Below are 25,957 nucleotides of genomic sequence, written 5' to 3'. Positions count from 1 at the left end.
CGCGGGTCACATGACCCTCGCAAAGCCGGCATTTCCTGCGCCCGACCACGATCACGACCGCTGCACCGCGGACGCGCTGGCGCATGCCGAAGAGGTCTGCGAGCAGCGCGCGCAGAAGTTCACACCGATTCGCCGCCAGGTGCTTCAGGCATTGCTCTCCAGCCATCGGCCGCTCGGCGCCTATGAGGTGATCGACGAGCTCGCCAAGGCAATGCCTCGGCCGGCGCCGATCACTGTCTACCGTGCTCTCGATTTCCTGATGACCAACGGCCTCGCGCACCGCATCGAAAGCCGCAACGCCTATCTCGCCTGCGCCGCGCACGACCACGACGCGACCTCCGCAGTGGCGTTCCTGATCTGCGAGCACTGCGGCCTGGTCGGCGAAATCCCGTCGGCGTCCTTTGCCAAGGACCTTAACGCTGCCGCGCGCGTCTCGGGCTTTGCGCCGAGATTATCCGTGGTCGAGATCACCGGCACCTGCACCCATTGTCAGAAAACATCTTGAGGATGGGAGTCTCAGGTCAAGCCGCGCTGAAGGTGTCCACCTCTCCCATGGGGAGAGGTCGGCGCGAGGCGCCGGGTGAGGGGGTCCGCTCTCTCGTGGGACCTGTACCCCTCACCCGATTTGCTGCGCAAATCGACCTCTCCCCGTCGGGGAGAGGTGAAGAGCGCGCCGATATCCGATACATCGAAAAACAACGGCAATAAGCCGGTCCGGGAAGAAATGTCCTCACCTCAAGCAATATCGTCCGCCGGGCGCCCCCTCAGCGCCGGCGCCATCGCCCTGATGCTCATGCTGTGCTTGACGTGGGGATTCAATCAGATCGCGGTGAAGCTGGTGCTGCCGGATATCCCGCCGATGATGCAGGCGATGATCCGCTCGATGGGCGCGCTGCCGGTGCTGTTCATCGTCGGCAGCTTGCGCGGCGTCAGATTCTTCGAGCGTGACGGCACCTGGAAGGCGGGCCTGATTGCAGGATTGATGTTCGGCATCGAGTTCGTGCTGATCTTCCAGGGCCTGCGCCTCACCTACGCCTCGCGCGCGGTGGTGTTCCTCTACACCGCGCCGTTCTTCGTCGCGCTCGGCTCCTACCAGGTGCTCGGCGAGCGGCTCGGTAGCGCGCAATGGCTGGGGCTCGCGATCAGCTTTGCCGGTGTCGCGCTCGCGATCGGTGTGCCGCAGCCCAATGTCGATTCACACATTTTGCTTGGCGATCTCATGATCGTGGGCGGCGCGGCGCTGTGGGCCGCGACCACGCTGGTCGCCAAGGGCACGCGGCTGCGCTTCGCTGCGCCGGAGAAGGCGCTGGGCTATCAGGTCGCCACCTCGATCCCGATCCTGGGGCTGGCGGCCTGGCTGTTCGGCGAATCCATCACCCATACGCCGGCGCCGCTGTCCCTGGCCTTGATGGCCTTCCAGGCGATCTGGGTGGTCGGAACCACGTTCACGCTTTGGTTCGCGCTGGTGAAGACCTATTCGGCCAGCAAATTGTCGGCTTTTACCTTCATCACCCCTTTGTTTGGCGTGGTCGGTAGCTATTTCATCATGCATGACAGCCTGAGCCTGGCTTTCGGGGCCGCCGCGGTCCTTGTAATTGCTGGGCTTTTTCTGGTTAACCGTCCGAGCTCAACGGCTGCGGCGCCGCGCGATGCATTGCTGAATGTCACCAAAACCTGATATTTGGACCCCATGAACAAGCTCGAAAACACCATCGATTCCGACATCGCGGGCCCTGCGCCGCGTCATCACACCACCCAGGTCAAGGTCGGCGACGTCCTCGTCGGCGGCGGCGCGCCGATCGTGGTGCAGTCGATGACCAACACCGACACTGCCGATATCGACGGCACCATCGCCCAGGTCGCAGCGCTCGCGCGCGCCGGCTCCGAAATGGTACGCATCACCGTCGACCGCGAGGAGGCCGCTGCCGCCGTTCCGCACATCCGCGACGGCCTGCTCAAGCGCGGCATCACCACGCCGCTGATCGGCGACTTCCACTATATCGGCCACAAGCTGCTCGCGGCCTATCCGGCCTGCGCCGAAGCGCTTGCCAAGTACCGCATCAATCCCGGCAATGTCGGTTTCAAGGACAAGCGCGACACCCAGTTCGCCGACATCATCGAGATCGCCAACAAGAACAGCAAGCCGGTGCGCATCGGCGCCAATTGGGGCTCGCTCGACCAGGAGCTGCTGACCAAGCTGATGGACGAGAACGCCGCCTCGGCCAATCCGCGCGACGTGCGCGCGGTGACGCGCGAGGCCATGGTGCAGTCGGCGCTGCTGTCGGCCGCGCGCGCCGAAGAACTCGGCATGCCGAAGGACCGCATCATCCTGTCGGCGAAGGTTTCGGCCGTGCAGGATCTGATTGCGGTCTATCAGGATCTCGCCTCTCGTTCCGATTACGCCATCCATCTCGGCCTCACCGAGGCCGGCATGGGTACCAAGGGCATCGTTGCTTCCTCCGCCGCGCTCGGCATCCTGCTTCAGCAGGGCATCGGCGACACCATCCGCATCTCGCTGACGCCCGAGCCCGGCGGCGACCGCACCCGCGAGGTGCAGGTCGGCCAGGAACTGCTCCAGACCATGGGCTTCCGCACTTTCGTGCCGCTCGTTGCGGCCTGCCCCGGCTGCGGCCGCACCACCTCGACCACCTTCCAGGAGCTGGCGCGCTCGATCCAGGATTTCATCCGCGACGAGATGCCGAACTGGAAGACCAAATATCCTGGCGTCGAAGAGCTCAACGTCGCTGTGATGGGCTGCATCGTCAACGGACCCGGCGAATCCAAGCACGCCAATATCGGCATCTCCTTGCCCGGCACCGGCGAAGCTCCGGCCGCTCCCGTCTTCGTCGACGGCAAGAAGTTCCGCACACTGCGCGGCCCGACCATCTCGGCCGACTTCAAGGCGCTGGTGATCGACTACATCGACCAGCGCTACGGCGAGGGTGCCAAGGCGCCGGTGACCGCGGCGGAGTAGTTTCGCTCCGCTATTTGTGACGCGCGCGTGGCCCGGATGGAGCGGAGCGAAATCCGGGGCTCTCTCAAGCTAATAAACCGTTCCCGGATTGCGCTCCGCTCCATCCGGGCTACGATGTCCTCAATCAAGAATGATTGGGAGACACGCCATGAGCTCGCTGTCCGGCAAGCAGGGCCCGCGCTATCGCCACATGGCGGACGACGGCGCGCCGTATGAGACCATCGCCGTTGAAAAGCTCACCCCGATCATCGGCGCGGAGATCTCCGGCGTCGACATCGGCAAGCTGGTCTCGGATGACGCCCGCTCCAACCCGCAGATGGACGAGATCCATCGCGCGCTTGCCGAAAACCTCGTAATCTTCTTCCGCGACCAGCATATCACGCCACAGCAGCATCTTGCCTTCGGCCGCAAGTTCGGCGAGCTGCATTTTCATCCCGCCGCCCCGCACGAGGACGAAGACCCGGCGCTGATGAAGATCTACGCCGACTCGAACTCGCCGCGCGCCAATGGCGAGGGCTGGCATTCCGACGTGTCCTGCGATCTCGAGCCGCCGATGGGTTCGATCCTCTACATCAAGCAGTGCCCGCCGCGCGGCGGCGACACGCTGTTCGCCAACATGTACGCGGCCTATGAGGCGCTGTCGGACCGCATGAAGGCCTATCTTGACGGGCTGACCGCGCTGCATGACGGCGAGCCGATCTATCGCGGGCTCTACGCCAATTACGGCGTTGCCGACCGCCCCGCTTATCCGCATGCCGAGCACCCGGTGGTGCGCACGCATCCGGTCACGGGCAAGAAGGCGCTCTACGTCAACCGCGGCTTCACCCGCCACATCAACGGCGTCCCCCGCGACGAGAGCGACGCGATGCTGGCCTATCTCTACCAGCACGCCGAGAACCCGCTGTTCCAGTGCCGCTTCCGCTGGACCGAGAACGCCATCGCGTTCTGGGACAACCGCTGCACCCAGCACCGCGCGATGTGGGACTACTGGCCGCATACGCGGTCGGGGACGCGGGTGACGGTAAAGGGAGAGCGGCCGGTTTAACGTGGGTAGGGTGGATTAGCGAAGCGTAACCCACCACTTGTGCTTCCGCGGAGATAGACAGTGGTGGGTTACGCGTAGAGGACTGCGCTTCGCGCGTCCGCTACGCTAACCCACCCTACCAATCCTCCCGTGTGGCGCCTACGCCCCCTGGTCGAACGCCTTGCGCAAGGCGACATAGCCCTGTTGCTGCTGGGTCCAGTTGCGGCCGCCGGTGATGGCGCCGTCGACAACGAGGTCGTGGCCGTTGATGAAGCTGGATTCGTCGCTGGCCAGAAACACCGCGGCATGCGCGATGTCGTCGGGAAGACCCGCGCGCGGGATCGGCTGCGCGGTCTTGTAGACCTCGCGCATCACAGCCGGCGTCTTCTCGGCCGCATCGGTCGAGAGCCCCAGCGCCTTGCCGAAAATTCCGGTGGCGATGGCGCCTGGCGAGATCGAGTTGACGCGCACGTTGGATTCGCCGAGCTCCATGGCCACGCATTTGGTGAGATGGATCACGGCGGCCTTGGCCGCGCCATAGACCATTGAGGACGAGTAGCCGGCGAGGCGGCCGGCGATGCTGCCGTTGTTGATGATGCTGCCCGACCCCTGCTGCTTCATGTGGGGCGCGGCGTGCTTCATGCCGAGCATGACGCTGCGCACCAGCGTCGCCATCGCCGCGTCGAACCGCTCGGCCTCGAGGCCCTCGATGCCGCCGGTCTGCGCCGGACCGCCGGCATTGTTGAACAGGCAATCGATCCTGCCGAACTTTTCGACCGCGAGCGCGATCAGCGCGCGCATCTGCTCTTCGACCGTCACGTCCGTCTGGCGGAAGATGCAGTCGGCGCCGAGCTGCTTGGCCAGCGCCTCGCCTTCCGGTCTGCGCCGGCCTGCGATCACAATTTTGGCACCTTCAGCAACGAAGACTTCCGCGGTCCGCAATCCGATCCCGCTCGTCGCGCCCGTAATCACCGCAACCTTGCCGTCCAGCCTGCCCATGGAGTGTTCCTGTTTCCGAACCGTTTAATGCCAAATTGCGGGCGCAGATCGATGACGGCGCCGCGACAATCACTATTCCTGCCTGCTCCGGACAAGGCAAGCTATGCTTGTGCGGGCGACATGCATAACATTCCCGCCCAGAGCTCGATTTTCAGACGCAGATCGCAACCGGGCAGCGCATGGGGAAGCTGATCGACGAATTCCGCAACAGCTGGCAGGGCGTGGCCCCGCCATCGATCGGCCTGACCATCGCCTTCGCAGTGGCCTGCCTGCTGGTGGCGACCCTGGCGCGCTGGGGCCTCGCGCATGTGCGCCCGGACGTCTACTTCACGCCGTACTTCCCGGCGGTGTTCTTTGCCGCCGCGTTCGGAGGCTTGCGGATCGGCGTCGTGACGGCACTGGTCGGCGGCGTGCTCGGCGTCGTGCTGAATTTCGGCGATGCCTTTGCCGATCGCGCCCGGTTCGCCCTGCTGGCGCTGTATTGGGGGGTCAGTGCGCTCACCATCTGGGGCGTCGAGCATTATCGCTCGCTGCTGATCGAGCAGAGGCGGATTTCCAAGCGCCTGATCGAGGAAGAGGACTACCGCAAGCTGCTGGTCGACGAGCTCCAGCACCGGCTGAAGAACAAACTGTCGACGGTGCATGCCGTGCTGCATCAGGTGCTGCACGACCAGCCGCAGATCTGGGCCCGGATCGATCCGCGGCTGCGGTCGCTGGCCGCGACCGACGACCTGATTTCGCGGATCGACAGGGCCGGCTGCGACATCCGCGACCTCCTGATCTCGGAGCTCGGCCCATACGGCCATGTCCGCTTCACGCTCAACGGCGACCGGCTGTTCCTGCCGCCGAAGCTCGCGGTGACGCTGTCGCTGATGTTTCACGAGCTCGCCACCAACGCAGGCAAATATGGCGCGTTCTCCGCGCCGCGCGGATTGCTGCAGGTGTCATGGACCGTCAGCGATGACCGCCTGTCCATCACCTGGGACGAAACCGAGGGACCGAGCATCGACACGGTATCCGAAGCCGGCTTCGGCACCCAGCTGCTGAAGTCGGCGCTGTCAGCCTTCGACGGCAAGACCGAGATCTCGTACTTGAAGACCGGGCTGCATTGCACCATGCAATGCCGCATTCCCCGCAGCGAATAGCCGCTGCAAACGAAAGCGGATCGCGGGCTTCGCTGGCGCTTTCGCAAGCGGCGTTGACCCCCTGTTAATGACGATCGGCTGCCCGCGCCAGAACGCCGCAAGTTTCTCGCAAAACACCCCCGTATTTCTCCCGACCCCTTAACCAAACCTAAGAGGGAACCGCGCAAGATCGCGCTCATTGCAAAAGGCGCGCTGAAACAACAAGATTCATGAATTCTATGAACGACAACAGATACTCCGGCGCGACCGAAGCCGAGCTCGGTTTTCTCAAGGAAATCGTTAGAATGCTTCCGGCCGGCGTGATCGTGCAGGACGCCGGCGGCGAACTTCTTCTGGTCAACGATGCCGCGGCCACCCAGCTCGGCATGGACGGCAGCCGTCCTGCGCCGGATCTCGCGCAGCGCCGGGAGGCCTGCCGCCGGGCGCTGAGCGCCGGCCAGGCCGTCGTCACCGAGGAAGCGCTCGAGGACGGAGCTGCACGCCAGGTGCTGCTCACCACCCATCGTCCGGTCCACCTCGCCGGACGCGAGCTCCTGATCTCAGCCTCCGCCGACATTACCGAGCAGAAGAATTTCGAGGACCAGCTATTCCGCTCGGCCTATTTCGACGAGCTGACCGGGCTGCCTTCGCGGCGTGTGATCGAGCACCGCGCCACCGGCCTGCTGGCGCGGGACGACGAGCGCTTTGCGCTTGCCTTTCTCGACGTCGACAATTTCAAGCACATCAACGACTATTACGGCCATACGGTCGGCGATGCGCTACTGGTCGAGCTCGCGAAGCGGCTCGGGCGGGACCTGCGCGACTCCGACATGCTGTCGCGCATCTCCGGCGACGAATTCCTGCTGCTGCTGTCGCCGATCCAGAGCCAGGAGGAAGTCGCCGAGTTCATGCAGTCGACGCTGGAACTCCTGACCGCGCCGTTCTTCATCGACAATTCGGAGGTGTTCGCCTCCACCTCCGTCGGCGTCAGCCTCTACCCCGATCACGGCCGCAGCTTCGCGACGCTGCGCCAGAACGCCGACATCGCGATGTACCGCATCAAGAACAATGGCAAGGGTTCGGCGGCCTTCTTCGATTCCGGCATGGAGCGCGAGGCGCTGGCGCGAATGAAGATCGAGCAATCGCTGCGGCTCGCCATTCTCGAAAAGCGGTTCTGCTGCGCCTTTCAATCCAAGGTCGACATCAGGACGCAGGCGGTGGAGGGCATCGAGGCCCTGGTACGCCTGCGCGACGACGAAGGCATCATTCAGGCACCCGGCTCTTTCATCAACCTTGCGACCGAACTGGGGCTGATCGACGAGCTGACCCACCTCGTGCTCGCCGAGATCGTCAAATCGATCGACCTGATCAACGACACATTCGGCGCAGACGTGAATATCAGCATCAACGTCGCCGCCAAACAGGCCGGCAACCCCGAATTCATGCGCAGCTTTGCGCAGGCGCTGGACGACACCGGCTTTCCCCAACGCTTCATGATCGAGGTGACGGAAGACGCCTTCGTCGCCAAGAATCATTTCCAGGCCGAGATCCTGCCGATGTTCCGCAAGCTCGGTGTCGGCATCTCGATCGACGATTTCGGTAGCGGCTATTCCTCGCTCTCCGCGCTCGCCGACATCACCGCCGACGAGATCAAGATCGACCGCTCCTTCATCACCGACATCCATAAGCGTCCGCGTAACCAGGGCATCTTGCGCGCGATCGAATCCCTGAGCGAGGCGCTCGGCATGGTCGTCATCGCCGAAGGCGTCGAATCCTACGAGGAACTGGCGTATCTGCAGGCCGCAACCCGGATCCGCTATGCGCAGGGCTATTATTTCGCCCGCCCGATCTTCCTCGAGGAGCTGACGCTGGCAACGCCCATCTCCAGCGAGGCGCGCGCCAGCGTGGCAAGCCGCCCGACGCAGCCGAACCGGCAGGGCTATTCGCGAGCGAGCGGGTACCGGCGGTAGGGGCGCGAGGCCCATCCCTGGCGTCGTCCTGGCGAAAAGCCAGGACCCATTACCCCAGCGAGCAGTTGTGGGACGAGATGGCCGTTGGCAGTCTTCGCCAAACCACCTCTTGGGGTAATGGGTCCTGGATCTGCGCTCCGCTTGTCCAGGACGACGGCTATGGTGCGGCCAGTTCCGCAAACCCCCGTTTTCGCCCTTTGAAATTGCTGCCCTTTTGGTAATAAGCAGACCGGCTTCCCGCGAGGCATGCCATGTCCACTCTCTCTTCCGCCGTCAGCGATCCCGCCTATGTCCGCGCGCGGGCGATGGTGACGCTGTTCGAGCGGCTGGAGCATCTCTGCGAGGGCGCGATTGCGATCGACCGCGGCGGGCGGGTCGTCTACGTCAACGAGAAATACCTCGCCGCGCTTGGCCTCAAGCATATTGCGGAAGCGATCGGACGGCCGATCGAGGAGATCATCCCGAACAGCCTGATGCGGAAGGTGGCCGAAACCGGCGAACCAATCCTGCTCGACATCATGGAGCTCGGCGGCGAGCAGCTCGTGGTTACGCGGATGCCGATCGAGGACGAGAACCGGAAGGTCATTGGCGCGATCGGCTTCGTGCTCTATGACCATCTGGAGAGCCTCAAGCCGCTATTGGCCCGCGTCAGCCAGCTCGAGAGCGACCTGCGTCTGGCGCGGCGGCAATTGTCCAACGCCCGCGCGGCGCGCTTCACGTTCGCGGACTTCGTCGGCGTGACACCCGGAATCGCGCAGGCCAAGGAGCTTGCAGGGCGCGCCGCGCGGCAGAGCGTCACGGTGCTGCTTACCGGCGAGACCGGGACCGGCAAGGAAATGCTGGCGCAGGCGATCCACAACGCTTCATCGCGCGCGGACAAGCCGTTCGTCAGCGTCAATGTCGCTGCTATTCCCGACACGCTGATCGAATCCGAGTTTTTCGGTACCGTGCCCGGCGCCTATACCGGCGCGGACCGCAAGGGCCGCGAGGGAAAATTCCGGATCGCCGACGGCGGCACGCTGTTTCTCGACGAGATCGGCGAGATGCCGCTGCAATTACAGGCCAAGCTCTTGCGCGTGTTGCAGGAGCGCGAGATCGAGCCGCTCGGATCGGACAAGGTCTCGAAGGTCGACGTGCGCGTGGTCGCCGCCACCAATGTCGATTTGCGCAAGCGCGTCAGCGACGGCGCGTTCCGCGCCGACCTCTATTACAGGCTGAACGTGCTCTCGATCGATCTGCCGCCGCTGCGCGACTGCCTTGGTGATCTTCCCGAGATCAGCGCCCGGTTGCTCGAGGACATCAGCGCGTCCGGCGATTACGTCAGCGCCAAGATCACGCCGAGCGCGCTCGCCGCGCTTGCCTGTTACGACTGGCCGGGCAACGTTCGGGAACTTCGCAACATCCTGGAGCGCGCACTGATCCTCAGCGATTCCGGGCGGCTGACCGGCGACGATTTCGTGCGCATCCTTCCTGTCGGCACGCAGACCAGGCTCGCCGTGCCGATGCGCGCGGCCGGCCTCGTGGTGCCCTATGCCGAGGCCGAGGCGGAATTCGAGAAGCACACGCTCGAACAGGCGCTCGCCGCCAGCAACGGCCAGATCTCCGAAGCCGCCAAGATGCTGCGCATCTCGCGCGCTACCTTCTACAAGAAGCTCGCCAAGTTCGGCCTCGCCGCGGGACCGGCCGCCGTCTGAGTTTCGAGACACGGCGCGTCCGGAGTCTCGGATTCCTGACAGCGCGCTTTTGCCGCTCTGTCCCGGAGCCAGCGCTGAAACTGCTGGATTTTCAGCCATTTTGTGCAAACGAACGGCATCTGGCGCGGAGCTTGCTCTTCGCTTTGCACAATGACGCATGCTGCACATGCGCATTCGCAAACAGGGAGGAAGCCAGATGAGTGAAGCGATCTCAGTCCATCAGCTTCAGGCGAAACAGCCGTCGCACGTGACGGTCGCCACCGCGAGCCTGATCGGCACCGCCATCGAGTGGTACGATTTCTTTCTCTACGGCACCGCCGCGGCGCTGATCTTCAACAAGCTGTTTTTTCCGACCTTCGATCCGGCGGTCGGCACGCTGCTGGCATTCGCGACCTACGCGCTCGGCTTCATCGCGCGTCCGCTCGGCGGCGTCGTGTTCGGCCATTACGGCGACAAGATCGGCCGCAAGACCATGCTCTATCTCACGCTCCTGATCATGGGCGCCGCGACCGCGGCGATCGGCTTCCTGCCGACCTACGAGACCGCCGGCATCTGGGCTGCGATCCTGCTCGTCACCTGCCGCCTGATCCAGGGCTTTGGCCTCGGCGGCGAATGGGGCGGCGCCGTGCTGATGGCAGTCGAGCACGCACCGGAGGACAAGAAAGGCTTTTACGGCAGCTGGCCGCAGCTCGGCGCCCCGCTCGGCCTGGTGCTCGGCACGCTGGTGTTCTCGGTGGTGTCCTCGATGCTGACCGACGCCCAGCTCTACGCCTGGGGCTGGCGCATCCCCTTCCTGTTCTCGATCGCACTGGTGCTGGTCGGCCTGTGGATCCGTTTTACTATCGCGGAATCGCCGGAGTTCCAGAAGGTCAAGGACAGCAAGCAGGAGGTGAAGATGCCGATCGTCGACGCGATCCGCATGTATCCCAAGAACATCCTGCTGGCGATGGGCGCGCGATTCGCGGAGAATGGCTTCTTCTACATCTACGCCACTTTCGTGCTCGCCTACGCGACGCAATCGCTCGGCATGAACAAGCAGGACATGCTCAATGGCGTGCTGATTGGAGCTGCGATCGAGACCTTCACCATTCCCGCCTTCGGCGCGCTGTCCGATCGCGTCGGGCGGCGGCCGATCTACATCTTCGGTGCGGTGTTCTCGGCGCTGATGTCGTTCCCGCTGTTCATGCTGCTGGCGACCAAGAATCCGCAACTCGCCTGGATCGCGATCGTGCTGGGTCTGGCCATCGGTCATGCCGCGATGTACGGCCCGCAGGCGAGCTTCCTGTCGGAGTTGTTCGGCACCAAGGTGCGCTACAGCGGCGTCTCGCTCGGCTACAACCTCGCCTCGATCTTCGCCGGCGCACTGTCGCCGCTGATCGCCACCGGCCTGATGACGGCCTACGCGCCCGCCACCTGGCCGATCTCGGCCTACATGATCGCGCTTGCGCTCGTCACCATCGTCTCGGTCTACTTCGCAACCGAAACACGCAAGATAGTGCAGCGCTGAACGGCCTGATCCCATTCAATCGCGCGGAGCGGCCTGTTCCAGAACCTCTCCGCGCGATAGGATGGCTGCAAAGCAAGAACAAGCGCATGCGATCCAGATAGCGGGAGGAACGCCGTGAGCCAGCACCCAGTGTTGCCTTACCTGCGCAATTCGGAGAAGGGCAAGGTCGTCACGGCGGCAGACGCCGTCATGCTGATCCGTGACGGCGACACGGTGGCAACCGGCGGCTTCGTCGGCATCGGCTTTGCCGAGGAGATCGCGCTGGCACTGGAGGAGCTCTATCTCTCGAACGAGGGCGATGCGCCATACACGCAAGGCAAGCCGCGCAACCTGACGCTGGTCTATGCCGCAGGTCAGGGCGACGGCGAGCATCGGGGACTGAACCATTTCGCCCATGAAGGCCTGGTGCGCCGCGTGATCGGCGGCCACTGGGGCCTCGCGCCAAAACTCCAGCAGCTCGCGATCGCCAACCAGATCGAGGCCTACAACCTGCCACAGGGCGTGATCACGCATCTGTTCCGCGATATTGCCGCACACCGGCCGGGCCACATCACCCACGTCGGCATGGGCACCTTCGTCGATCCGCGCCATGGCGGCGGCAAGCTCAATGCCCGCACCACCGAGGACATGGTGGAGCTGATCACGCTTCGCGGTGAAGAGTGCCTGCTCTACAAGACCTTCCCGATCCATGTTGGCATCATCCGCGCCACCACCGGCGACCCCGACGGCAACCTCACCATGGAGAAGGAGGCGCTGACGCTGGAAGCGCTCGCCATCGCCATGGCCGCGCACAATTCCGGCGGCATCGTCATCGCCCAGGTCGAACGTGTCGCGGAGAGCGGCAGCCTCAATCCGCGCCAGGTCAAGGTCCCCGGCATCCTCGTCGATTGTGTCGTGGTGGCGAAGCCCGAACACCACTGGCAGACGTTTGGCACCCAATACAATCCGGCGTTCAGCAGCGAGATCCGGGTCCGCACGACCTCGCTGCCGGTGATGCCGATGAGCGAACGCAAGATCATCGCGCGGCGGGCCGCCTTCGAGCTCAAGGCCAACAGCGTCGTCAATCTCGGCATCGGCATGCCCGAGGGGATCGCCTCCGTCGCCAATGAGGAGCGGATCATCGACCTCATCACGCTGACCGCCGAGCCCGGCGTGATCGGCGGCATCCCGGCAAGCGGCATCGATTTTGGCGCGGCGATCAACACCCAGGCCGTGATCGACCAGCCCTATCAGTTCGACTTCTATGACGGCGGCGGCCTCGATGCCGCCTTCCTCGGGCTCGCCCAGGTCGACCGCGCCGGCAATCTCAATGTCAGCAGGTTCGGGCCGAAACTCGCTGGCGCCGGCGGCTTCATCAACATCAGCCAGAATGCCAAAGAGGTCGTATTCGTCGGCACGTTCGGCGCCGGCAAGCAGCGCATTGCGGTGAACGACGGCAGGCTTTCGATCCTGGACGAGGCGACGGCACGCAAATTCGTCGACAAGGTCGAGCACGTTACTTTCAGCGGCGCCTTCGCCGCCGCGCGCAAGCAGCGCGTGCTCTATGTCACCGAACGCTGCGTTTTCGAGCTGCGGCCCGACGGGCTCGAGCTCACGGAGGTCGCGCCCGGCATCGACATCGAACGCGACATCCTGCGCCTGATGGATTTCAAGCCTCGGATCCCGCGCGATCCCGCAACCATGGATGCGCGCATCTTCCGCGACGGGCCGATGGACCTGCGCGAGCGGCTGCTCGCCATCCCGCTCGACCAGCGCTTTACGCTGGACGAGCGGCAGAACCTGTTCTTCGTCAATCTGGAGCGCTATCCCCTGCGCAGCAAGGCCGACATCGATGCGATCGCGCGGATGGTCGAGGCCAGGCTCACCCCGCTCGGCCACAAGGTCTACGCCATCGTCAACTATGACCACTTCTCGGTGCTGCCCGAGCTGCTGGACGATTACTCGGCCATGGTCCGCAGCCTCGTCGACCGCTTCTATACCGGCGTGTCGCGCTACACGACCTCCGGCTTCTTGCGCATCAAGCTCGGCGAAGCCCTGGAGAGGCGCGGCGTCGCGCCGCATATCTTCGAGAGCGCGGAAGAGGCCCAATCGGATTGGCGCCAGCTCGTGGGAGTTGCGCCCGATCACGGCGGGCAGCGCGCGGCGCGGCACGCCTGGAAATGATGCATGTCTTACGCCAGCCGCTCAGCCGGAAGGTTTAATTGCAATGTTCGCAACGTTATGCAAATCGCTATGGCCGAGAAACTTTGAATCAGGAGGGACCATCGTGCGTCGATCACTCATCATAACAACAACCATTCTCGCTCTGGCCGCGAGCACCTCCGTGAAGGCCGACGACCTAAAGGTCGCGCTGATCTACGGCAAGACCGGGCCGCTGGAGGCCTATGCCAAGCAGACCGAAACCGGCCTGCAGATGGGATTCGAATACGCCACCAAGGGCACCATGACGCTCGACGGTCGCAAGATCGTCATCATCACCAAGGATGACCAGGGCAAGCCGGACCTCTCCAAGGCCGCGCTCGCCGAAGCCTATCAGGACGACAAGGCTGACATCGCGATCGGCACGACCTCCTCGGCCGCGGCGCTGGCCATTCTGCCCGTCGCCGAAGAGAACAAGAAGATCCTGATCGTCGAGCCGGCGGTCGCGGACCAGATTACCGGCGAGAAGTGGAATCGCTACATCTTCCGCACCGCGCGCAACTCCTCGCAGGACGCGATCTCCAACGCGGTCGCGATCGGCAAGCAGGGCGTCACCGTGGCGACGCTGGCCCAGGACTACGCCTTTGGCCGCGACGGCGTCGCCGCCTTCAAGGAGGCGCTCGCCAAGACCGGCGCGACGCTCGCCGCGGAAGAATATGCGCCGACCTCGACCACCGACTTCACCGCGGTCGGCCAGCGCCTGTTCGACGCGCTGAAGGACAAGCCCGGCCGCAAGGTGATCTGGGTGATCTGGGCCGGCGCCGGCAATCCGCTGGCAAAGCTCCAGGACATGGATCCGAAGCGCTACGGCATCGAGTTGTCGACCGGCGGCAACATCCTGCCGGCGCTCGCCGCCTACAAGGGTCTGCCCGGCATGGAAGGCGCGACCTATTATTTCTACGCGATCCCGAAGAACCCGGTGAACGACTGGCTGGTCGCCGAGCACCAGAAGCGCTTCAACGCACCGCCGGACTTCTTCACCGCAGGCGGCTTTGCCGCCGCGATGTCCGTCGTCGCCGCCGTCACCAAGGCGAAGTCGACCGACACCGAGAAGCTGATATCAGCCATGGAAGGCCTGGAGTTCGACACGCCGAAGGGCAAGATGATGTTCCGCAAAGAAGACCATCAGGCGCTGCAGAGCATGTATCACTTCAAGGTCAAGGTCGATTCGAACGTCGCCTGGGCCGTGCTCGAGCCGGTGCGCGAGCTAAAGATCGAGGACATGGACGTTCCGGTCCGCAACAAGCGCTGAGCGCTTCACCTCTCCCGCTTGCGGGAGAGGTCGGCGCGAAGCGCCGGGTGAGGGTTCTCTCCTCGTGGGGGTTCTCGCCTGCGGAAGCACCCTCTCCCCAGCCCTCCCCCGCAAGCGGGGGAGGGAGCGCGGTGTGATTGTGGATACATCTTCGTCTCACGCTTCCCGGAATCTAAATGACGCTGACTCTCGAAACCCGCGACCTGACGATCCGCTTCGGCGGCCATGTCGCGGTCAACAACGTCACCTGTACGTTCCGTCCGGGCGAGCTCACCGCCATCGTCGGGCCGAACGGCGCCGGCAAGACCACCTATTTCAACCTGATTTCGGGCCAGTTGCGTGCGTCCAGCGGCAGCATCCTGTTCGACGGCACCGACATCACCCAGCACTCCGCGCCCTTACGCACGCGCGCAGGCTTGGGCCGCGCCTTCCAGCTCACAAACCTGTTCCCGAACCTGACGGTCGAAGAAAACGTCCGCCTCGCCGTGCAGGCCGCGAGCGGGACCCATTACGACATGTTGCGACCCTGGATGGTGCGGCGCGACCTGATCGCCCGCGCCGACGCCATCCTCGACCAGGTCGCGCTCGGCACCCGCCGCGGCGTCACCGCGACCGCACTGTCGCATGGCGATCAGCGCAAGCTCGAGGTAGCGCTGATGATCGCGCTGCAGCCGAAGGTGTTCATGTTCGACGAGCCCACCGCCGGCATGAGCATCGACGAGGTGCCTGTGGTGCTGAACCTGATCGCGCAGCTCAAGCAGGACAGGAGCAAGATCATCCTCTTGGTCGAGCACAAGATGGACGTGGTGCGCTCGCTCGCCGACCGGATCATCGTGCTGCATAACGGGCAACTTGTTGCAGATGGTCCGCCGGCCGAGGTGATCGCCTCGCCGATCGTGCAGGAAGCCTATCTCGGCGTTGCCCCCAAGCGCGCGACGTCAGGGAGTGCGGCATGACAGACCTGCTCAAGCTCTCCGGCGTGCACACCCATATCGGCCGCTATCACATTCTCCAGGGCATCGATCTTTCGGTCGCGCAGGGGCAGACCACCATGCTGCTCGGCCGCAACGGCGCCGGCAAGACCACGACGCTGCGCACGATCATGGGTCTCTGGCAGGCCTCCAGGGGTGAGATCAGCCTCGCAGGCGAGCGCATCGAGAGCCGCACAACGCCCGATATCGCGCGGCTTGGCGTCGGCTATGTGCCGGAGAGCATGGCAGTGTTCTCCGACCTCACGGTCAAGGAAAACCTGGTGCTGGCGGCCCGCGACGGCCCGCTCGACGACAGCCAGCTCGAGTGGATTTTTGGCTTCTTTCCGGCGCTGCGCCGGTTCTGGTTGTCGCGCGCGGGAAGTCTCTCGGGCGGACAAAAGCAAATGTTGTCCATCGCGCGCGCCATCATCGAGCCGCGCAAGCTCTTGCTGATCGACGAGCCGACCAAGGGGCTGGCACCCGCGATCGTGGTGGCGCTGATCGAGTGCCTCAAGGAGATCAAGCGCAAGGGCGCCACCATTCTCCTGGTCGAGCAGAATTTCTTCGCCGCCCGCGAGCTTGGCGACAATGTGCTGGTCATGGACAATGGCACCATCGTCCATCGCGGCGACATGGCAGCCCTGGCCTCCGACGTGCCGCTCCAGGAGCGGCTGTTGGGCCTGAGCCTGGAGACGCATCAGTGACCGAGCTTGCTGCAACCGATCCGCTGCCGAAGCCCAAGCGCGACATCGCACCGATCCTGCTGCCGGTCGCGCTGGCGGTGGTGACGATCCCGCTGATCGGCTCGCCCAGCACCTGGCTGACACTGACGGCCGCGAGCCTCGCCATGGGCATGATGATCTTCATCATGGCCTCGGGGCTGACGCTGGTGTTCGGCTTGATGGACGTGCTCAATTTCGGCCATGGGGCGTTCATCGCGGTCGGCGCCTATGTCGCGACCCTGGTGCTGGCGCCGTTCGCAGCCTCGGTGCAGGCGGATTCGCTATGGGTGAACCTTGCCGTGCTGGCGCCGGCGGCGCTGCTGTCGATGGCGGTGTCCGGCGCGCTCGGCCTGATCGTCGAGCGCGTGCTGATCCTCCCCGTCTACGGTCAGCACCTGAAGCAGATCCTGATGACGACCGGCGGGCTGATCGTCGCGGAGCAGACACTCTATGCGCTGTGGGGACCGCAGATCATCCCGACGCCGCTGCCGACCTCGCTGCGCGGCTCCTTCATCATCGGCGACGTCGCGATAGCGAAGTACCGCGTGCTGGCGACGCTGATCGGCCTCGCCGTCTTCATCGCGATCCAGCTCGTGCTCAACCGCACCAAGCTCGGGCTTCTGATCCGCGCCGGCGTCGAGAACCGCGAGATGGTCGAGGCGCTCGGCTATCGCATCCGCCGGCTGTTCCTGGGCGTATTCATGACGGGATCGGCGCTCGCCGGTCTCGGCGGCGTGATGTGGGCGCTCTATCGCGAGCAGGTCCACGCCTCCATGAGCGACGACCTCACCGTGCTGATCTTCATCGTCGTCATCATCGGCGGGCTCGGCTCGATCGGCGGCTGCTTCATCGGCGCCATCCTGGTCGCGATGGTCGCCAACTACGGCGGCTTCCTGGTGCCGAAGCTCGCGCTCGTCTCCAACATCCTGCTGATGGTCGCCATTCTGATGTGGCGGCCGCGCGGCCTCTATGCGGTGACCAGCCGATGATGATCCTGTCAGGCGATCCGCCGAAGAGCCGCGTCCTCACCCTCGTTCTCATCGTCATCATCCTGGCGCTGGCGGCGACACCGTTCCTGTTCCCGGGCGCCAAGGCGCTCAACGTCGCGGCCAAGATCTGCGTCTTCGCGGCCCTTGTTGCGTCCTACGACCTGCTGCTCGGCTATACCGGCTCGGTGTCGTTCGCCCACACCATGTTCTACGGCATCGGCAGCTACGCGATCGCGATCGCGCTGTATGGGATGGGCCCGAATTGGGCCGCGATCGCAACCGGCATCGTGGCCGGCCTGCCGCTCGCCGCCCTGCTCGCGCTCGCCATCGGCCTGTTCTCGCTGCGGGTCGCGGCGATCTTCTTCGCCATGATCACGCTCGCGGTCGCCTCCGCCTTCCAGGTACTGGCTTCCCAGCTCTCCTGGCTGACCGGCGGCGAGGACGGACGCAGCTTTCAACTGCCGGAATTGCTCAGGCCCGGCACGATCCTGATCTCCAAAAGCCTCTTCGGTTTCGAGGTCAACGGCCGGATCCTCACCTACTATCTGGTATTCGCCACCTCGGCCGTGATGATCCTCGCTTTGTTGCGGGTGGTGAACTCGCCGTTCGGGCGGGTGTTGCAGGCAATCCGCGAGAACCGTTTTCGCGCCGAAGCGCTCGGCTTCCGCACCGTCTTCCACCTGACCTATGCCAACTGCCTCGCCGCGCTGGTGGCCGCCGGCGCCGGCATCCTCAACGCGCTGTGGCTGCGCTATGCCGGCCCCGACACCTCGCTCAGCTTCTCGATCATGCTGGACATTCTCCTGATGGTGGTGATCGGCGGCATGGGCACGATCTATGGCGCAATCATCGGCGCCGCAATCTTCATCCTCGCCCAGAACTACCTCCAGTCGCTGATGGGCGTCGCCTCAAAGGCGGCATCGGAAGCCGGCCTGCCGCTGCTGCCTGGACTGCTGCATCCCGACCGCTGGCTGCTGTGGCTCGGGCTGCTCTTCATCGCCAGCGTCTATTTCTTCCCGACCGGTGTGGTCGGACGGCTGCGTAATGCGGGTGCCAAGAAGGCGGGAGGCGTCTCGCATTAAGTCGACATTAACAGTGCGGCCGTCCTCATGGCATTTGCGCAAGGCACAATCTGAAGACGATCCAACGCGGTTCCTCGCTCGCCGCATCGGGCTAAGGCATTGCCGCTATTAAACCTTTGAGTAACCGGCTTTCCTAAGCTTTGTGCCACTTGTCGAGGGTATGCATATCCCTCGGAGGGTGGGGGAATGCGTCAGATCGTTTCCACGATTGCAGCGAGCATAGGCTTGGCCGCCAGATCCGGCTGGGCGACTCTTTCGCGGCGCGGCCCCGTGCTGTGGCTGACCTTGAGCGGCGCGCTGCTCGTCGCCGGCATCTTTATCGCAACCATCCTGACCGTGGGCGAGTTTCGCGAGCGGGCGCTGGTCAATAGCGAGCGCGAGCTGGAAAACACCGTCCTGCTGCTGACCCGCCATTTCGATCAGCAGTTTGAGGATTCCGAGATCGTCGCGGCCGACTTGATCGCGCAGATGAACCTGTCGGATATCGCCTCGCCCGAGATGTTCAACGAGCGCATGTCGAGCGCAGAAGCGCGTCGCATGCTCACGAACAAGATCAGCGCCGTGAACTATCTCGGAGACATCGCGATCTACGACATAAACGGCGACATCATCAACTGGTCCCGCAACGAGCCGCTGCCGAAGATCAATATCTCCTCCCGCGCTTACTTCCAGACCTTCAAGTCCAACCCGCAGTCCGAGCCGGTGCTGCTCGAGACCGTGCACAGCTTTCTGATCGGCAAATGGACGACGGTGGTCGCACGCCGGCTGACAAATCCAACGGGCGAACTGCTCGGCATCATGGTGCGCCGGATCGACCCCGAGAGCTACCAGAAGTTCTTCTCGTCGGTTGCGCTTGGAAGGGGCGCAGCGATCGCGCTGCTCGACCGCGGCGGCACAATGCTGGCGCGTCACCCACACGCCGAGGCGTTGATCGGCAAGAGTTACGCCAGTGGCCCCTTACTGCAGAAGATCGTCGCCAACGGCGGCCGGCAGACAGTGCGGATCGAGAAGAGCCCGATCGACGGCGTTGGACGGCTGGGTGCGGGTGCGCAGCTGGCGCATTTTCCCATTCTGATCATGGCAACCAATACGATGGATTCGGCGCTGGCGGATTGGCGCGAGCAAACCAGGCTTATGGTGACCGCGGCCACGGTCTCGGCCACGATCATCGCACTCATTCTCTATCTCATCATTCGCCAGATCAACCGGCAGAACCGCGAGACGCAGGAGCGGATCGAATCGGAGCGGCGGCGGCTCGACACCGCCCTGAACAACATGTCGCAGGGGCTGATCCTGTATGACGCTGCCGGATACATCGTCACCTGCAACCGCCGCTATGCCGACATGTTCGGCCTGTCCCACGACGTCATCAAGCCTGGCTGCCACATCCATGAGGCCATGTACCATCGCAGGGAACGCGGAGCATTCAATGGCGACGTCGAGGCGTTTTGCGCCGACGTCATGAGGGTTGTCGCCGAAGGCACGGTCTCCACCAGGGTCCATGAGCTGTCCGGCGGCCGCGCCTTCCAGGTCATCAACACCCCGCTCGCGCAGGGCGGATGGGTCGCCACGATCGAGGAGGTCACCGAACGGCGCAATCTGGAGCAGGAGCGCGACCGCAACTACACTTTCCTGCGCGAGATCATCGACCATATCCCATCGCAGATCACGGTGAAGGACGCTCGCACGCGGCGCTATTTGCTGATCAACGGCGTCGCCGAGCAACAGTTTGGCCAGTCGCGTCAAGAGGTCGTCGGCAAGACGGCGTTCGAAATCTTTCCCAAGCGGTCGGCGACGCTGGTGACCGAGGATGATAGCAAGGCTTTGCAATCGCCCAAGGGGCTGTTCAAAGACGAGCACCCCTGGCAGACCCAGGCCATGGGGCTGCGCTACATCACCTCGACCCGGATCGGCATTCGCGACGACGCCGGCGAGCCGCGCTACCTCATCCATGTCGTCGATGACGTCACCGAACGGCGGCGCGCCGACGAGAAGATCGCGCACATGGCGCACTATGATGCGCTGACCGACCTGCCCAACCGCGCGCTGTTCCGCGAGCAGATCGAGCGCGAGTTGGAAAAGGTCGCCTGCGGCGATCAGTTCGCGCTGCTTTATATCGATGTCGACGAGTTCAAGGGCATCAACGATTCGCTGGGCCATCACGTCGGCGACGAGCTATTGAAGGCGATCGCGGGCCGCATCCGCGGCTGCCTCGGCGCGGGCGACCTGATCGCCCGGCTTGGCGGCGACGAATTCGCGGTGATCCAGACCGGAATCGAGTCGCCTGCGGACGTGCTATCATTCGTGACACGGATCTATGAGGCAATCCGCCGCCCCTATCACTGCTTCGGTCATCAACTCTCCACCGACGCCAGCATCGGCATCGCGCTGGCGCCGCAGGACGGCACCGATCTCGACCAGCTCATCAAGAATGCCGACCTCGCGATGTACGGCGCCAAGGCGGAGGGACGCCGCACCCATCGCTTCTTCGAGCCGGCGATGGATGCGAGCGCCAAGGCGCGCCTGACCATGGAGCAGGATTTGCGTCAGGCCCTGGTGAACGGCAGCTTCGAGATGCACTACCAGCCGCTGGTCGATCTGCGCACGAACGAGGTCTCCGGCTGCGAGGCGCTGCTGCGCTGGCGGCATCCCGAACGCGGCATGGTATCGCCGGCGGAATTCATTCCGGTCGCCGAGGATACCGGGTTGATCAACGAACTTGGCGACTGGGTGCTGCGCACGGCCTGCAACGAGGCCGCGACCTGGCCCGCGCATGTGCGGCTCGCCGTCAACGTCTCGCCCGTGCAGCTCAAATGCGACACGCTCGCCCTCAAGATCGCCGGCGCGCTCGCCGCCTCCGGACTCGATCCGCGCCGGCTCGAGCTCGAAATCACCGAGGCCGTGCTGATCCGCGACGACGAGGCGGCGCTCTCCATCCTGCATCAGCTCCGATCGATCGGCGTGCGCATCGCGCTCGACGATTTCGGCACCGGCTACTCCTCGCTGAGCTATCTGAAGCGCTTCCCGTTCGACAAGATCAAGATCGACCGTTGCTTCGTCGCCGATATGGCGGAGGCAAGCGGCGCGCCGGTCATCGTACAGGCGGTGGTGAACATCGCCGCGGCCAGCAACATGACCACGGTCGCCGAAGGCGTCGAGACCGAGGCCCAGCGCGAGATGCTGCGCGCGCTCGGCTGCACCGAGATGCAGGGCTATCTGTTCAGCGCCGCCAAGCCGGCCGCCGAAGTGCGCAGACTGTTCGGCGCCGACGCCACCCCCGTGGCGGCGGTGGCCTGACGTGGCGAAGCCGGACAAAACCATCGACGTCGCAGATTCCTACGCCGTGCGGCCGATGCAGCATCTCGTCGTGCCGACCTTTCGTGATCGACCCGAAGCGCCGCGTCGTGATCTGGAACTGGGCCTGTGAGCGACTGACCGGCGTCGCGGCCTCGGAAGTCATCGGCACGACGAAGCACTGGCAGGCCTTTTACGAGACCAAGCGACATTGCCTCGCCGATCTGGTCTCACTCGACCGGCCGGAGCAGCTGCCGGAGCTCTCCGCCCGCTCGACCTCGCCAGCTGCTATGGCGGCGAGGAGTTCGCGCTGATCCTGCCGGACCTGAATTGCGATGCCGCCTGTGCCGTCGCCGACGAGCATGGCCATGCGGATCGCCCATGGCACCACGGGGGCTGGCGACCACGTCACCCTCAGCGTCGGGGTGGCGAGCCACATCCCGGGCGAGAGCGACGGCGGGCCAGACCGACTGTTAGCTGCGGCCGACCAAGCGCTCTACGCGGCAAAACGGCTCGGCCCCAATCGCGTCATCTGCGCCGAACGCCTGCTCGCCGAGTTCGCCGGCCTCGGCCGCGACCCGGTTCCGGCGCCCGGGCGGCGCAAATCGGCCTAGCCCGCCGCGGCGAGAAGCGGTTGCCCGCCCCTCGCCAATCGGCTACATGAGGCCTCGTTGCGCCCGTAGCTCAGCTGGATAGAGCGTTGCCCTCCGAAGGCAAAGGTCACACGTTCGAATCGTGTCGGGCGCGCCACTTTGGTACAAAACCGGGCACTCCAAAACCTGCCGTTTTTGCGCTCGAAGCGGCGACGAGCGTGCACAGAAGCACGCTTTTCGATCCCATGATGCGAATCTCTTTCGAGTCTACTTCGACGCGCTGGGCCAGCGCACGGAGGTGGTCGCGGCGGTAGCCGCCCGATTCGGTCCGCATGCGCCTGCGGGCCTGGCTGGCGAAGGTTTTCAGCGCCTGCGGTGTGACGCTCGGCCCAGCCCGATCGAGCGCGCCCTCGGCTCGCTCCGCGTCAGCGCGGGCCTGATCGCGGATGGCTTTCAGCTCGATCACGCGCTCCTTGAGCAGCGGATCGGAGATGTCGGCGATCCCGTTTTCGATGGCGTCGTAAAGGCGCTTGAGTTTGGCTTCGGCTTCGGCCGCGCGCTTGCGCAATTCGGCAATATGCGCCGTTCGACGCTCGGTGCGCTCTTTCCGGCGATGAAGTACGGCCGATAAGATTCGCTCGAGACGCTTGGGGCTGCAAAAGCCGCTGCTCGATGTGTTCGGCCACGAGGCCGTCCTGCGCGTCTTGAGCAGCGTCTGCACCGCCTCAAACTCGGCGGCCTCGATGATCGGCGGCACGGCCATCTCGACCACCTCAGCCTCCGGTTTGCGCTCGCGCGTCTTCCAATGCTTGGTGTTGAAGCGGTGGCGGCCGATGTACGTCGTTCGGGTGAGCACCTTGTGCACGGCATCGACCCCCCAGCGTCCGCCGTCGCGGGTGCGGATGCCGGTTTCATTCAGATGTTTGGCAATCGACTTGACGCCCATCGGCCCGGAGGAGCCGTTTCCTTCGCGCGCCAGCCGGTCGAGAAGGCCGCACCGTTGTGGTCTGGGAAAAGTGGAATCGCCGATCCAGTGAATGGCTCCAGCCAGAAGCCGCGAACACCTACGCACACTTTGGGCGGGGTCGTGAGGCATATGCCGCCATTCAGTCTCGCCGAAGTGGTCGGGTTGCGTGCCTTCAGCTGCCTCGCCCTACAGCTTGTCGATAACGAGCTTCCAAGACCGCGGCAGCCGCCTGTAACGAAATTTCTTTGGACCAGATTGACGCGGTCTCACGGTAGTCAGCGGCTCTCATTCTTCGGGCAATCCGGCCTTCCTAAGTCCTTCGACGATCCGCTGATACTGGGCGACAAAGACCGGATTGTCCGAATAACCTTCATTCGCCCATTTTTTTACTGTGTAATTTGGTACTAGCTTATTCAGCTCGGCTATTGCGGCCTGCGCGTTATCCTTCTGCCCCTTCCAGCCATAGGCAGAGATCAGGTCAATATAGACATACCAAAGCGGATTAGTGGCGATCGACTTGCTACACCAGTCGATCGCTTCGTCGTCGTGACCGAGATGTGTATGTGCGTGACAGATCCAGTATAGCCAAACGCTCAGGAGCGGGTCGCGCGGACTCAGCCGGATAGCGGTTTCGACTGGCGTGAACAACTGCTCCGCGCGCCCTGCAAAGAGCTTGGTAAGGCCACTCGCACCATAGGCGTTCGCGAGATTGCGGTCGAGATTGATAGCCGTCTCGTACTCAGCAATCGACTGCTCAAACTGTTTTCGCGCCCGCAAAATGTGGCCCTTAGTATCGTGTGCCAGCGCATCGTCGGGCCAGCTCCGGAGGACCCGCCCCACCGCTTCATCGGCGCGCATAAGGTCATCAGCCGGCGCGTTGCTAAAGCGGCTTGTTACCGCCCAGGCAAGCGTGCGCGCCAGACCGTGCAGTGCCTGCGGAGATTGAGGATTGATACGTAATGCTCGCTCGAACAGCATCCGCGCCTCGGCCAACTGCTGAGCGGACAGCGGTCGGTAATAGGCGGCCCAGCCCCGCATGGCGAGATCGACCGCGTCGGGATTGTCCGCATGCTCGCGCTCTGCGCGCTGGCTTTCCGCCCTGATCAGTTCCAGGTTCAAAGTCCCGGCAATGCGAGCGGTGACCTCGTTCTGCACTTTGAAGATATCTGCCCGATCTTTGTCGAACCGATCAGCCCAAACGTGTGCGCCGGTTTCGGCGTTAATGAGCTGCGTATTTACTCGGACTTGGTCTCCGTCCCGCCGTACGCTGCCCTCCAAGACATACCGCACATTCAACTCGCGGCCGACCTGTTTGATGTCCACCGGCTTCCCCTTGAAGGTAAACGCAGTGTTGCGGGCGATCACGAAGCTATCCGAGATGCGTGACAAGTCGGTCGTCAGATCATCGGTAATGCCGTCCGCGAAGTATTCCTGATCCGGATCGCTGCTCGTGTTCGCGAAGGGCAACACGACAATCGAGAAGCGTGGTGGGGAGCTTGCGTGAGAAATCGCAGCAATGCTTTTGGTGGCGGCGTTGTTCGTAGCAACAGACGCCGATGAGGCGGTGTTAGAAGACGGTCGAAACCACCAAGCGGCCGCTACTGTGACGCCGATGACAAGCACCAAGGCAATCGCGGCCATAGCCCAAAGAGATCCGCGTGGCCGCGACCTCACGGGTGCAGGATTCACGGACGGTGCCGAAAGACCAGCCAGAGCATCGGGCTGCAAGGCAAAAACGCGCACAGGTCGGGCGATGTTCTTGACAGAATGCTCACCCAGATCGGCGAACTCAACCCGGATCTTGTCTCTGATTTGATCGTAGGCAGCAGAGGAGATGCAGATGCCGCCAGGTTCGGCGATACCCTCAAGCCGCGCCGCGATGTTGACGCCATCTCCAAAAATATCATGCGGCTCAACTATGACGTCGCCGATATTGACGCCCACGCGGAAAGCAATACGCCTGTCCTCAACCTCGCCAATTGTAAGCTCCTTGATGCGGGTTTGGAATTCTGTCGCAGCTCGAACCGCCTCGACCGCGCTTGGAAACTCCACCAAGAACCCGTCACCGGTGTTCTTCACGAGGTGCCCGCCGTGCTCGGCGATTGCCGGGTAGACGGCGTCGGTCAGGAGTGCGGTTAGCCTGGCGTGTGTAGCTTCTTCGTCGCGATGCATGAGCCGCGAATAGCCCGCCACATCGGCAGCCAATATCGCCGACAACCTACGCTCGACCCGGACTGGCCGCTCTTGCACCATGGCCCGCAATCCAACTCGGCACATTTGTACGACGGATCACGCCGCAGCGCCAAGGCGCTTTGACGGGGGTGCCTCCCAGGGCGCATGCCGGTCGTTGCCGTTAGCTTGAAATGTCAGCCGCACTGACCGATGCCTGCCTGGATAGGTGAACAAACATTGGGAAGACGTGCTGCTGATGTCGCCGAATGGCTCATCGTGAATCCACGATTTGATGGAAAAAGGCCCGCTATCAAGGGTAGCCGGACTACCTGCGATATCGGGAAGTCGGGCGGCCCCCAATAGGCTAGTGCAAGATCGCAGTCCGTCGCGGTTTTGCCGATTGGAGCGCCCAGCGGGCCACGGC

18 protein-coding genes, 1 tRNA gene and 1 pseudogene are annotated in these 25,957 nt (G+C 63.9%); 17 read left to right on the top strand and 3 right to left on the bottom strand.

From position 1 onward, the window contains the following. Positions 1 to 10 precede the first annotated feature (10 nt). The 4 genes from GWG65_RS12735 to GWG65_RS12720 all read left to right on the top strand — a co-directional run bounded on the left by GWG65_RS12735 (position 11) and on the right by GWG65_RS12720 (position 4,019). Positions 11 to 505 (top strand): transcriptional repressor, encoded by a 495-nt coding sequence (locus GWG65_RS12735; RefSeq protein WP_275195907.1) that lies wholly within the window; start codon positions 11 to 13, stop codon positions 503 to 505. Between the two features lie 219 nt (positions 506 to 724). Next, entirely contained in the window at positions 725 to 1,678 is a 954-nt protein-coding gene (locus GWG65_RS12730) for a DMT family transporter (RefSeq protein WP_275195906.1), read from the top strand. 12 nt (positions 1,679 to 1,690) lie between these two features. After that, on the top strand, positions 1,691 to 2,974 hold the full coding sequence (ispG, locus tag GWG65_RS12725; protein ID WP_275195905.1) for a flavodoxin-dependent (E)-4-hydroxy-3-methylbut-2-enyl-diphosphate synthase: 1,284 nt from the start codon (positions 1,691 to 1,693) through the stop codon (positions 2,972 to 2,974). Positions 2,975 to 3,122: 148 nt separating this feature from the next. After that, positions 3,123 to 4,019, top strand: a complete 897-nt coding sequence (locus GWG65_RS12720; protein WP_275195904.1) for a TauD/TfdA family dioxygenase — start codon at positions 3,123 to 3,125, stop codon at positions 4,017 to 4,019. A 138-nt stretch (positions 4,020 to 4,157) separates the two neighbouring features. Here the strand turns inward: GWG65_RS12720 and GWG65_RS12715 are convergent, their stop codons facing one another. Continuing rightward, positions 4,158 to 4,997 carry a glucose 1-dehydrogenase gene (locus tag GWG65_RS12715; RefSeq protein ID WP_275195903.1) on the bottom strand — a complete coding sequence of 280 codons (840 nt, stop codon included), beginning with the start codon at positions 4,995 to 4,997 and terminating at the stop codon, positions 4,158 to 4,160. Positions 4,998 to 5,176: 179 nt separating this feature from the next. Here GWG65_RS12715 and GWG65_RS12710 point away from each other — a divergent pair, with 179 nt between their 5' ends. The 13 genes and pseudogenes from GWG65_RS12710 to GWG65_RS12645 all read left to right on the top strand — a co-directional run bounded on the left by GWG65_RS12710 (position 5,177) and on the right by GWG65_RS12645 (position 22,551). Continuing rightward, a complete protein-coding gene (locus tag GWG65_RS12710; protein ID WP_275195902.1) occupies positions 5,177 to 6,142 on the top strand; it encodes a sensor histidine kinase in 966 nt (321 codons plus the stop codon). Positions 6,143 to 6,360: 218 nt separating this feature from the next. Then, positions 6,361 to 8,091, top strand: coding sequence for an EAL domain-containing protein (locus GWG65_RS12705; protein ID WP_275195901.1), 1,731 nt, complete (start codon positions 6,361 to 6,363; stop codon positions 8,089 to 8,091). A gap of 251 nt (positions 8,092 to 8,342) precedes the next feature. Continuing rightward, a complete protein-coding gene (locus tag GWG65_RS12700; protein ID WP_275195900.1) occupies positions 8,343 to 9,785 on the top strand; it encodes a sigma 54-interacting transcriptional regulator in 1,443 nt (480 codons plus the stop codon). A gap of 196 nt (positions 9,786 to 9,981) precedes the next feature. Further along, a complete protein-coding gene (locus GWG65_RS12695) occupies positions 9,982 to 11,292 on the top strand; it encodes an MFS transporter (protein WP_275195899.1) in 1,311 nt (436 codons plus the stop codon). Positions 11,293 to 11,406: 114 nt separating this feature from the next. Next, on the top strand, positions 11,407 to 13,455 hold the full coding sequence (locus GWG65_RS12690; RefSeq protein WP_275195898.1) for an acyl CoA:acetate/3-ketoacid CoA transferase: 2,049 nt from the start codon (positions 11,407 to 11,409) through the stop codon (positions 13,453 to 13,455). Positions 13,456 to 13,558: 103 nt separating this feature from the next. After that, positions 13,559 to 14,743, top strand: coding sequence for a substrate-binding domain-containing protein (locus GWG65_RS12685; protein ID WP_275195897.1), 1,185 nt, complete (start codon positions 13,559 to 13,561; stop codon positions 14,741 to 14,743). A gap of 176 nt (positions 14,744 to 14,919) precedes the next feature. Continuing rightward, positions 14,920 to 15,699 carry an ABC transporter ATP-binding protein gene (locus GWG65_RS12680; RefSeq protein ID WP_275195896.1) on the top strand — a complete coding sequence of 260 codons (780 nt, stop codon included), beginning with the start codon at positions 14,920 to 14,922 and terminating at the stop codon, positions 15,697 to 15,699. After that, the gene (locus tag GWG65_RS12675) at positions 15,696 to 16,418 is read left to right on the top strand and encodes an ABC transporter ATP-binding protein (protein WP_275195895.1); all 723 of its coding nucleotides are present in this window, start codon (positions 15,696 to 15,698) and stop codon (positions 16,416 to 16,418) included. Before GWG65_RS12680 ends, GWG65_RS12675 begins: the two co-directional genes overlap by 4 nt. Beyond that, a complete protein-coding gene (locus tag GWG65_RS12670) occupies positions 16,415 to 17,425 on the top strand; it encodes a branched-chain amino acid ABC transporter permease (RefSeq protein WP_275195894.1) in 1,011 nt (336 codons plus the stop codon). Before GWG65_RS12675 ends, GWG65_RS12670 begins: the two co-directional genes overlap by 4 nt. Then, the gene (locus GWG65_RS12665) at positions 17,422 to 18,507 is read left to right on the top strand and encodes a branched-chain amino acid ABC transporter permease (RefSeq protein ID WP_275195893.1); all 1,086 of its coding nucleotides are present in this window, start codon (positions 17,422 to 17,424) and stop codon (positions 18,505 to 18,507) included. The genes GWG65_RS12670 and GWG65_RS12665 overlap by 4 nt, the downstream gene beginning before the upstream one ends. Positions 18,508 to 18,693: 186 nt before the next feature. Continuing rightward, positions 18,694 to 21,804, top strand: coding sequence for an EAL domain-containing protein (locus GWG65_RS12660; RefSeq protein ID WP_275195892.1), 3,111 nt, complete (start codon positions 18,694 to 18,696; stop codon positions 21,802 to 21,804). 55 nt (positions 21,805 to 21,859) lie between these two features. Then, positions 21,860 to 22,415: pseudogene (locus tag GWG65_RS40445) on the top strand (diguanylate cyclase). Between the two features lie 59 nt (positions 22,416 to 22,474). Further along, positions 22,475 to 22,551: transfer RNA gene (locus tag GWG65_RS12645), tRNA-Arg, on the top strand. Here GWG65_RS12645 and GWG65_RS12640 read toward each other — a convergent pair. Both GWG65_RS12640 and GWG65_RS12635 read right to left on the bottom strand, forming a co-directional pair. Then, positions 22,522 to 23,490, bottom strand: coding sequence for a recombinase family protein (locus GWG65_RS12640; protein ID WP_275195889.1), 969 nt, complete (start codon positions 23,488 to 23,490; stop codon positions 22,522 to 22,524). The two genes, GWG65_RS12645 and GWG65_RS12640, sit on opposite strands and share 30 nt — an antisense overlap. Positions 23,491 to 23,646: 156 nt before the next feature. Then, positions 23,647 to 25,578 carry a tetratricopeptide repeat protein gene (locus GWG65_RS12635; protein WP_342760641.1) on the bottom strand — a complete coding sequence of 644 codons (1,932 nt, stop codon included), beginning with the start codon at positions 25,576 to 25,578 and terminating at the stop codon, positions 23,647 to 23,649. Positions 25,579 to 25,957 lie beyond the last annotated feature (379 nt).

The sequence above is a fragment of the Bradyrhizobium sp. CSA207 genome (genome assembly GCF_029051685.1).
Classification (GTDB): domain Bacteria; phylum Pseudomonadota; class Alphaproteobacteria; order Rhizobiales; family Xanthobacteraceae; genus Bradyrhizobium.
The sequence above is the reverse complement of the archived record's forward strand: the minus strand, read 5'-3'. Positions and strand labels throughout refer to the sequence as shown.

What these genes read in the sequence shown, in the direction of transcription:
- GWG65_RS12735 (WP_275195907.1), top strand. Translation starts at nt 11, where the DNA reads ATGACCCTCGCAAAGCCGGCATTTCCTGCGCCCGACCACGATCACGAC.
- GWG65_RS12695 (WP_275195899.1), top strand. Translation starts at nt 9,982, where the DNA reads ATGAGTGAAGCGATCTCAGTCCATCAGCTTCAGGCGAAACAGCCGTCG.
- GWG65_RS12665 (WP_275195893.1), top strand. Translation starts at nt 17,422, where the DNA reads ATGATGATCCTGTCAGGCGATCCGCCGAAGAGCCGCGTCCTCACCCTC.
- GWG65_RS12730 (WP_275195906.1), top strand. Translation starts at nt 725, where the DNA reads ATGTCCTCACCTCAAGCAATATCGTCCGCCGGGCGCCCCCTCAGCGCC.
- ispG (WP_275195905.1), top strand. Translation starts at nt 1,691, where the DNA reads ATGAACAAGCTCGAAAACACCATCGATTCCGACATCGCGGGCCCTGCG.
- GWG65_RS12675 (WP_275195895.1), top strand. Translation starts at nt 15,696, where the DNA reads ATGACAGACCTGCTCAAGCTCTCCGGCGTGCACACCCATATCGGCCGC.
- GWG65_RS12720 (WP_275195904.1), top strand. Translation starts at nt 3,123, where the DNA reads ATGAGCTCGCTGTCCGGCAAGCAGGGCCCGCGCTATCGCCACATGGCG.
- GWG65_RS12715 (WP_275195903.1), bottom strand. Translation starts at nt 4,997, where the DNA reads ATGGGCAGGCTGGACGGCAAGGTTGCGGTGATTACGGGCGCGACGAGC.
- GWG65_RS12705 (WP_275195901.1), top strand. Translation starts at nt 6,361, where the DNA reads ATGAACGACAACAGATACTCCGGCGCGACCGAAGCCGAGCTCGGTTTT.
- GWG65_RS12700 (WP_275195900.1), top strand. Translation starts at nt 8,343, where the DNA reads ATGTCCACTCTCTCTTCCGCCGTCAGCGATCCCGCCTATGTCCGCGCG.
- GWG65_RS12640 (WP_275195889.1), bottom strand. Translation starts at nt 23,490, where the DNA reads ATGCCTCACGACCCCGCCCAAAGTGTGCGTAGGTGTTCGCGGCTTCTG.
- GWG65_RS12710 (WP_275195902.1), top strand. Translation starts at nt 5,177, where the DNA reads ATGGGGAAGCTGATCGACGAATTCCGCAACAGCTGGCAGGGCGTGGCC.
- GWG65_RS12660 (WP_275195892.1), top strand. Translation starts at nt 18,694, where the DNA reads ATGCGTCAGATCGTTTCCACGATTGCAGCGAGCATAGGCTTGGCCGCC.
- GWG65_RS12680 (WP_275195896.1), top strand. Translation starts at nt 14,920, where the DNA reads ATGACGCTGACTCTCGAAACCCGCGACCTGACGATCCGCTTCGGCGGC.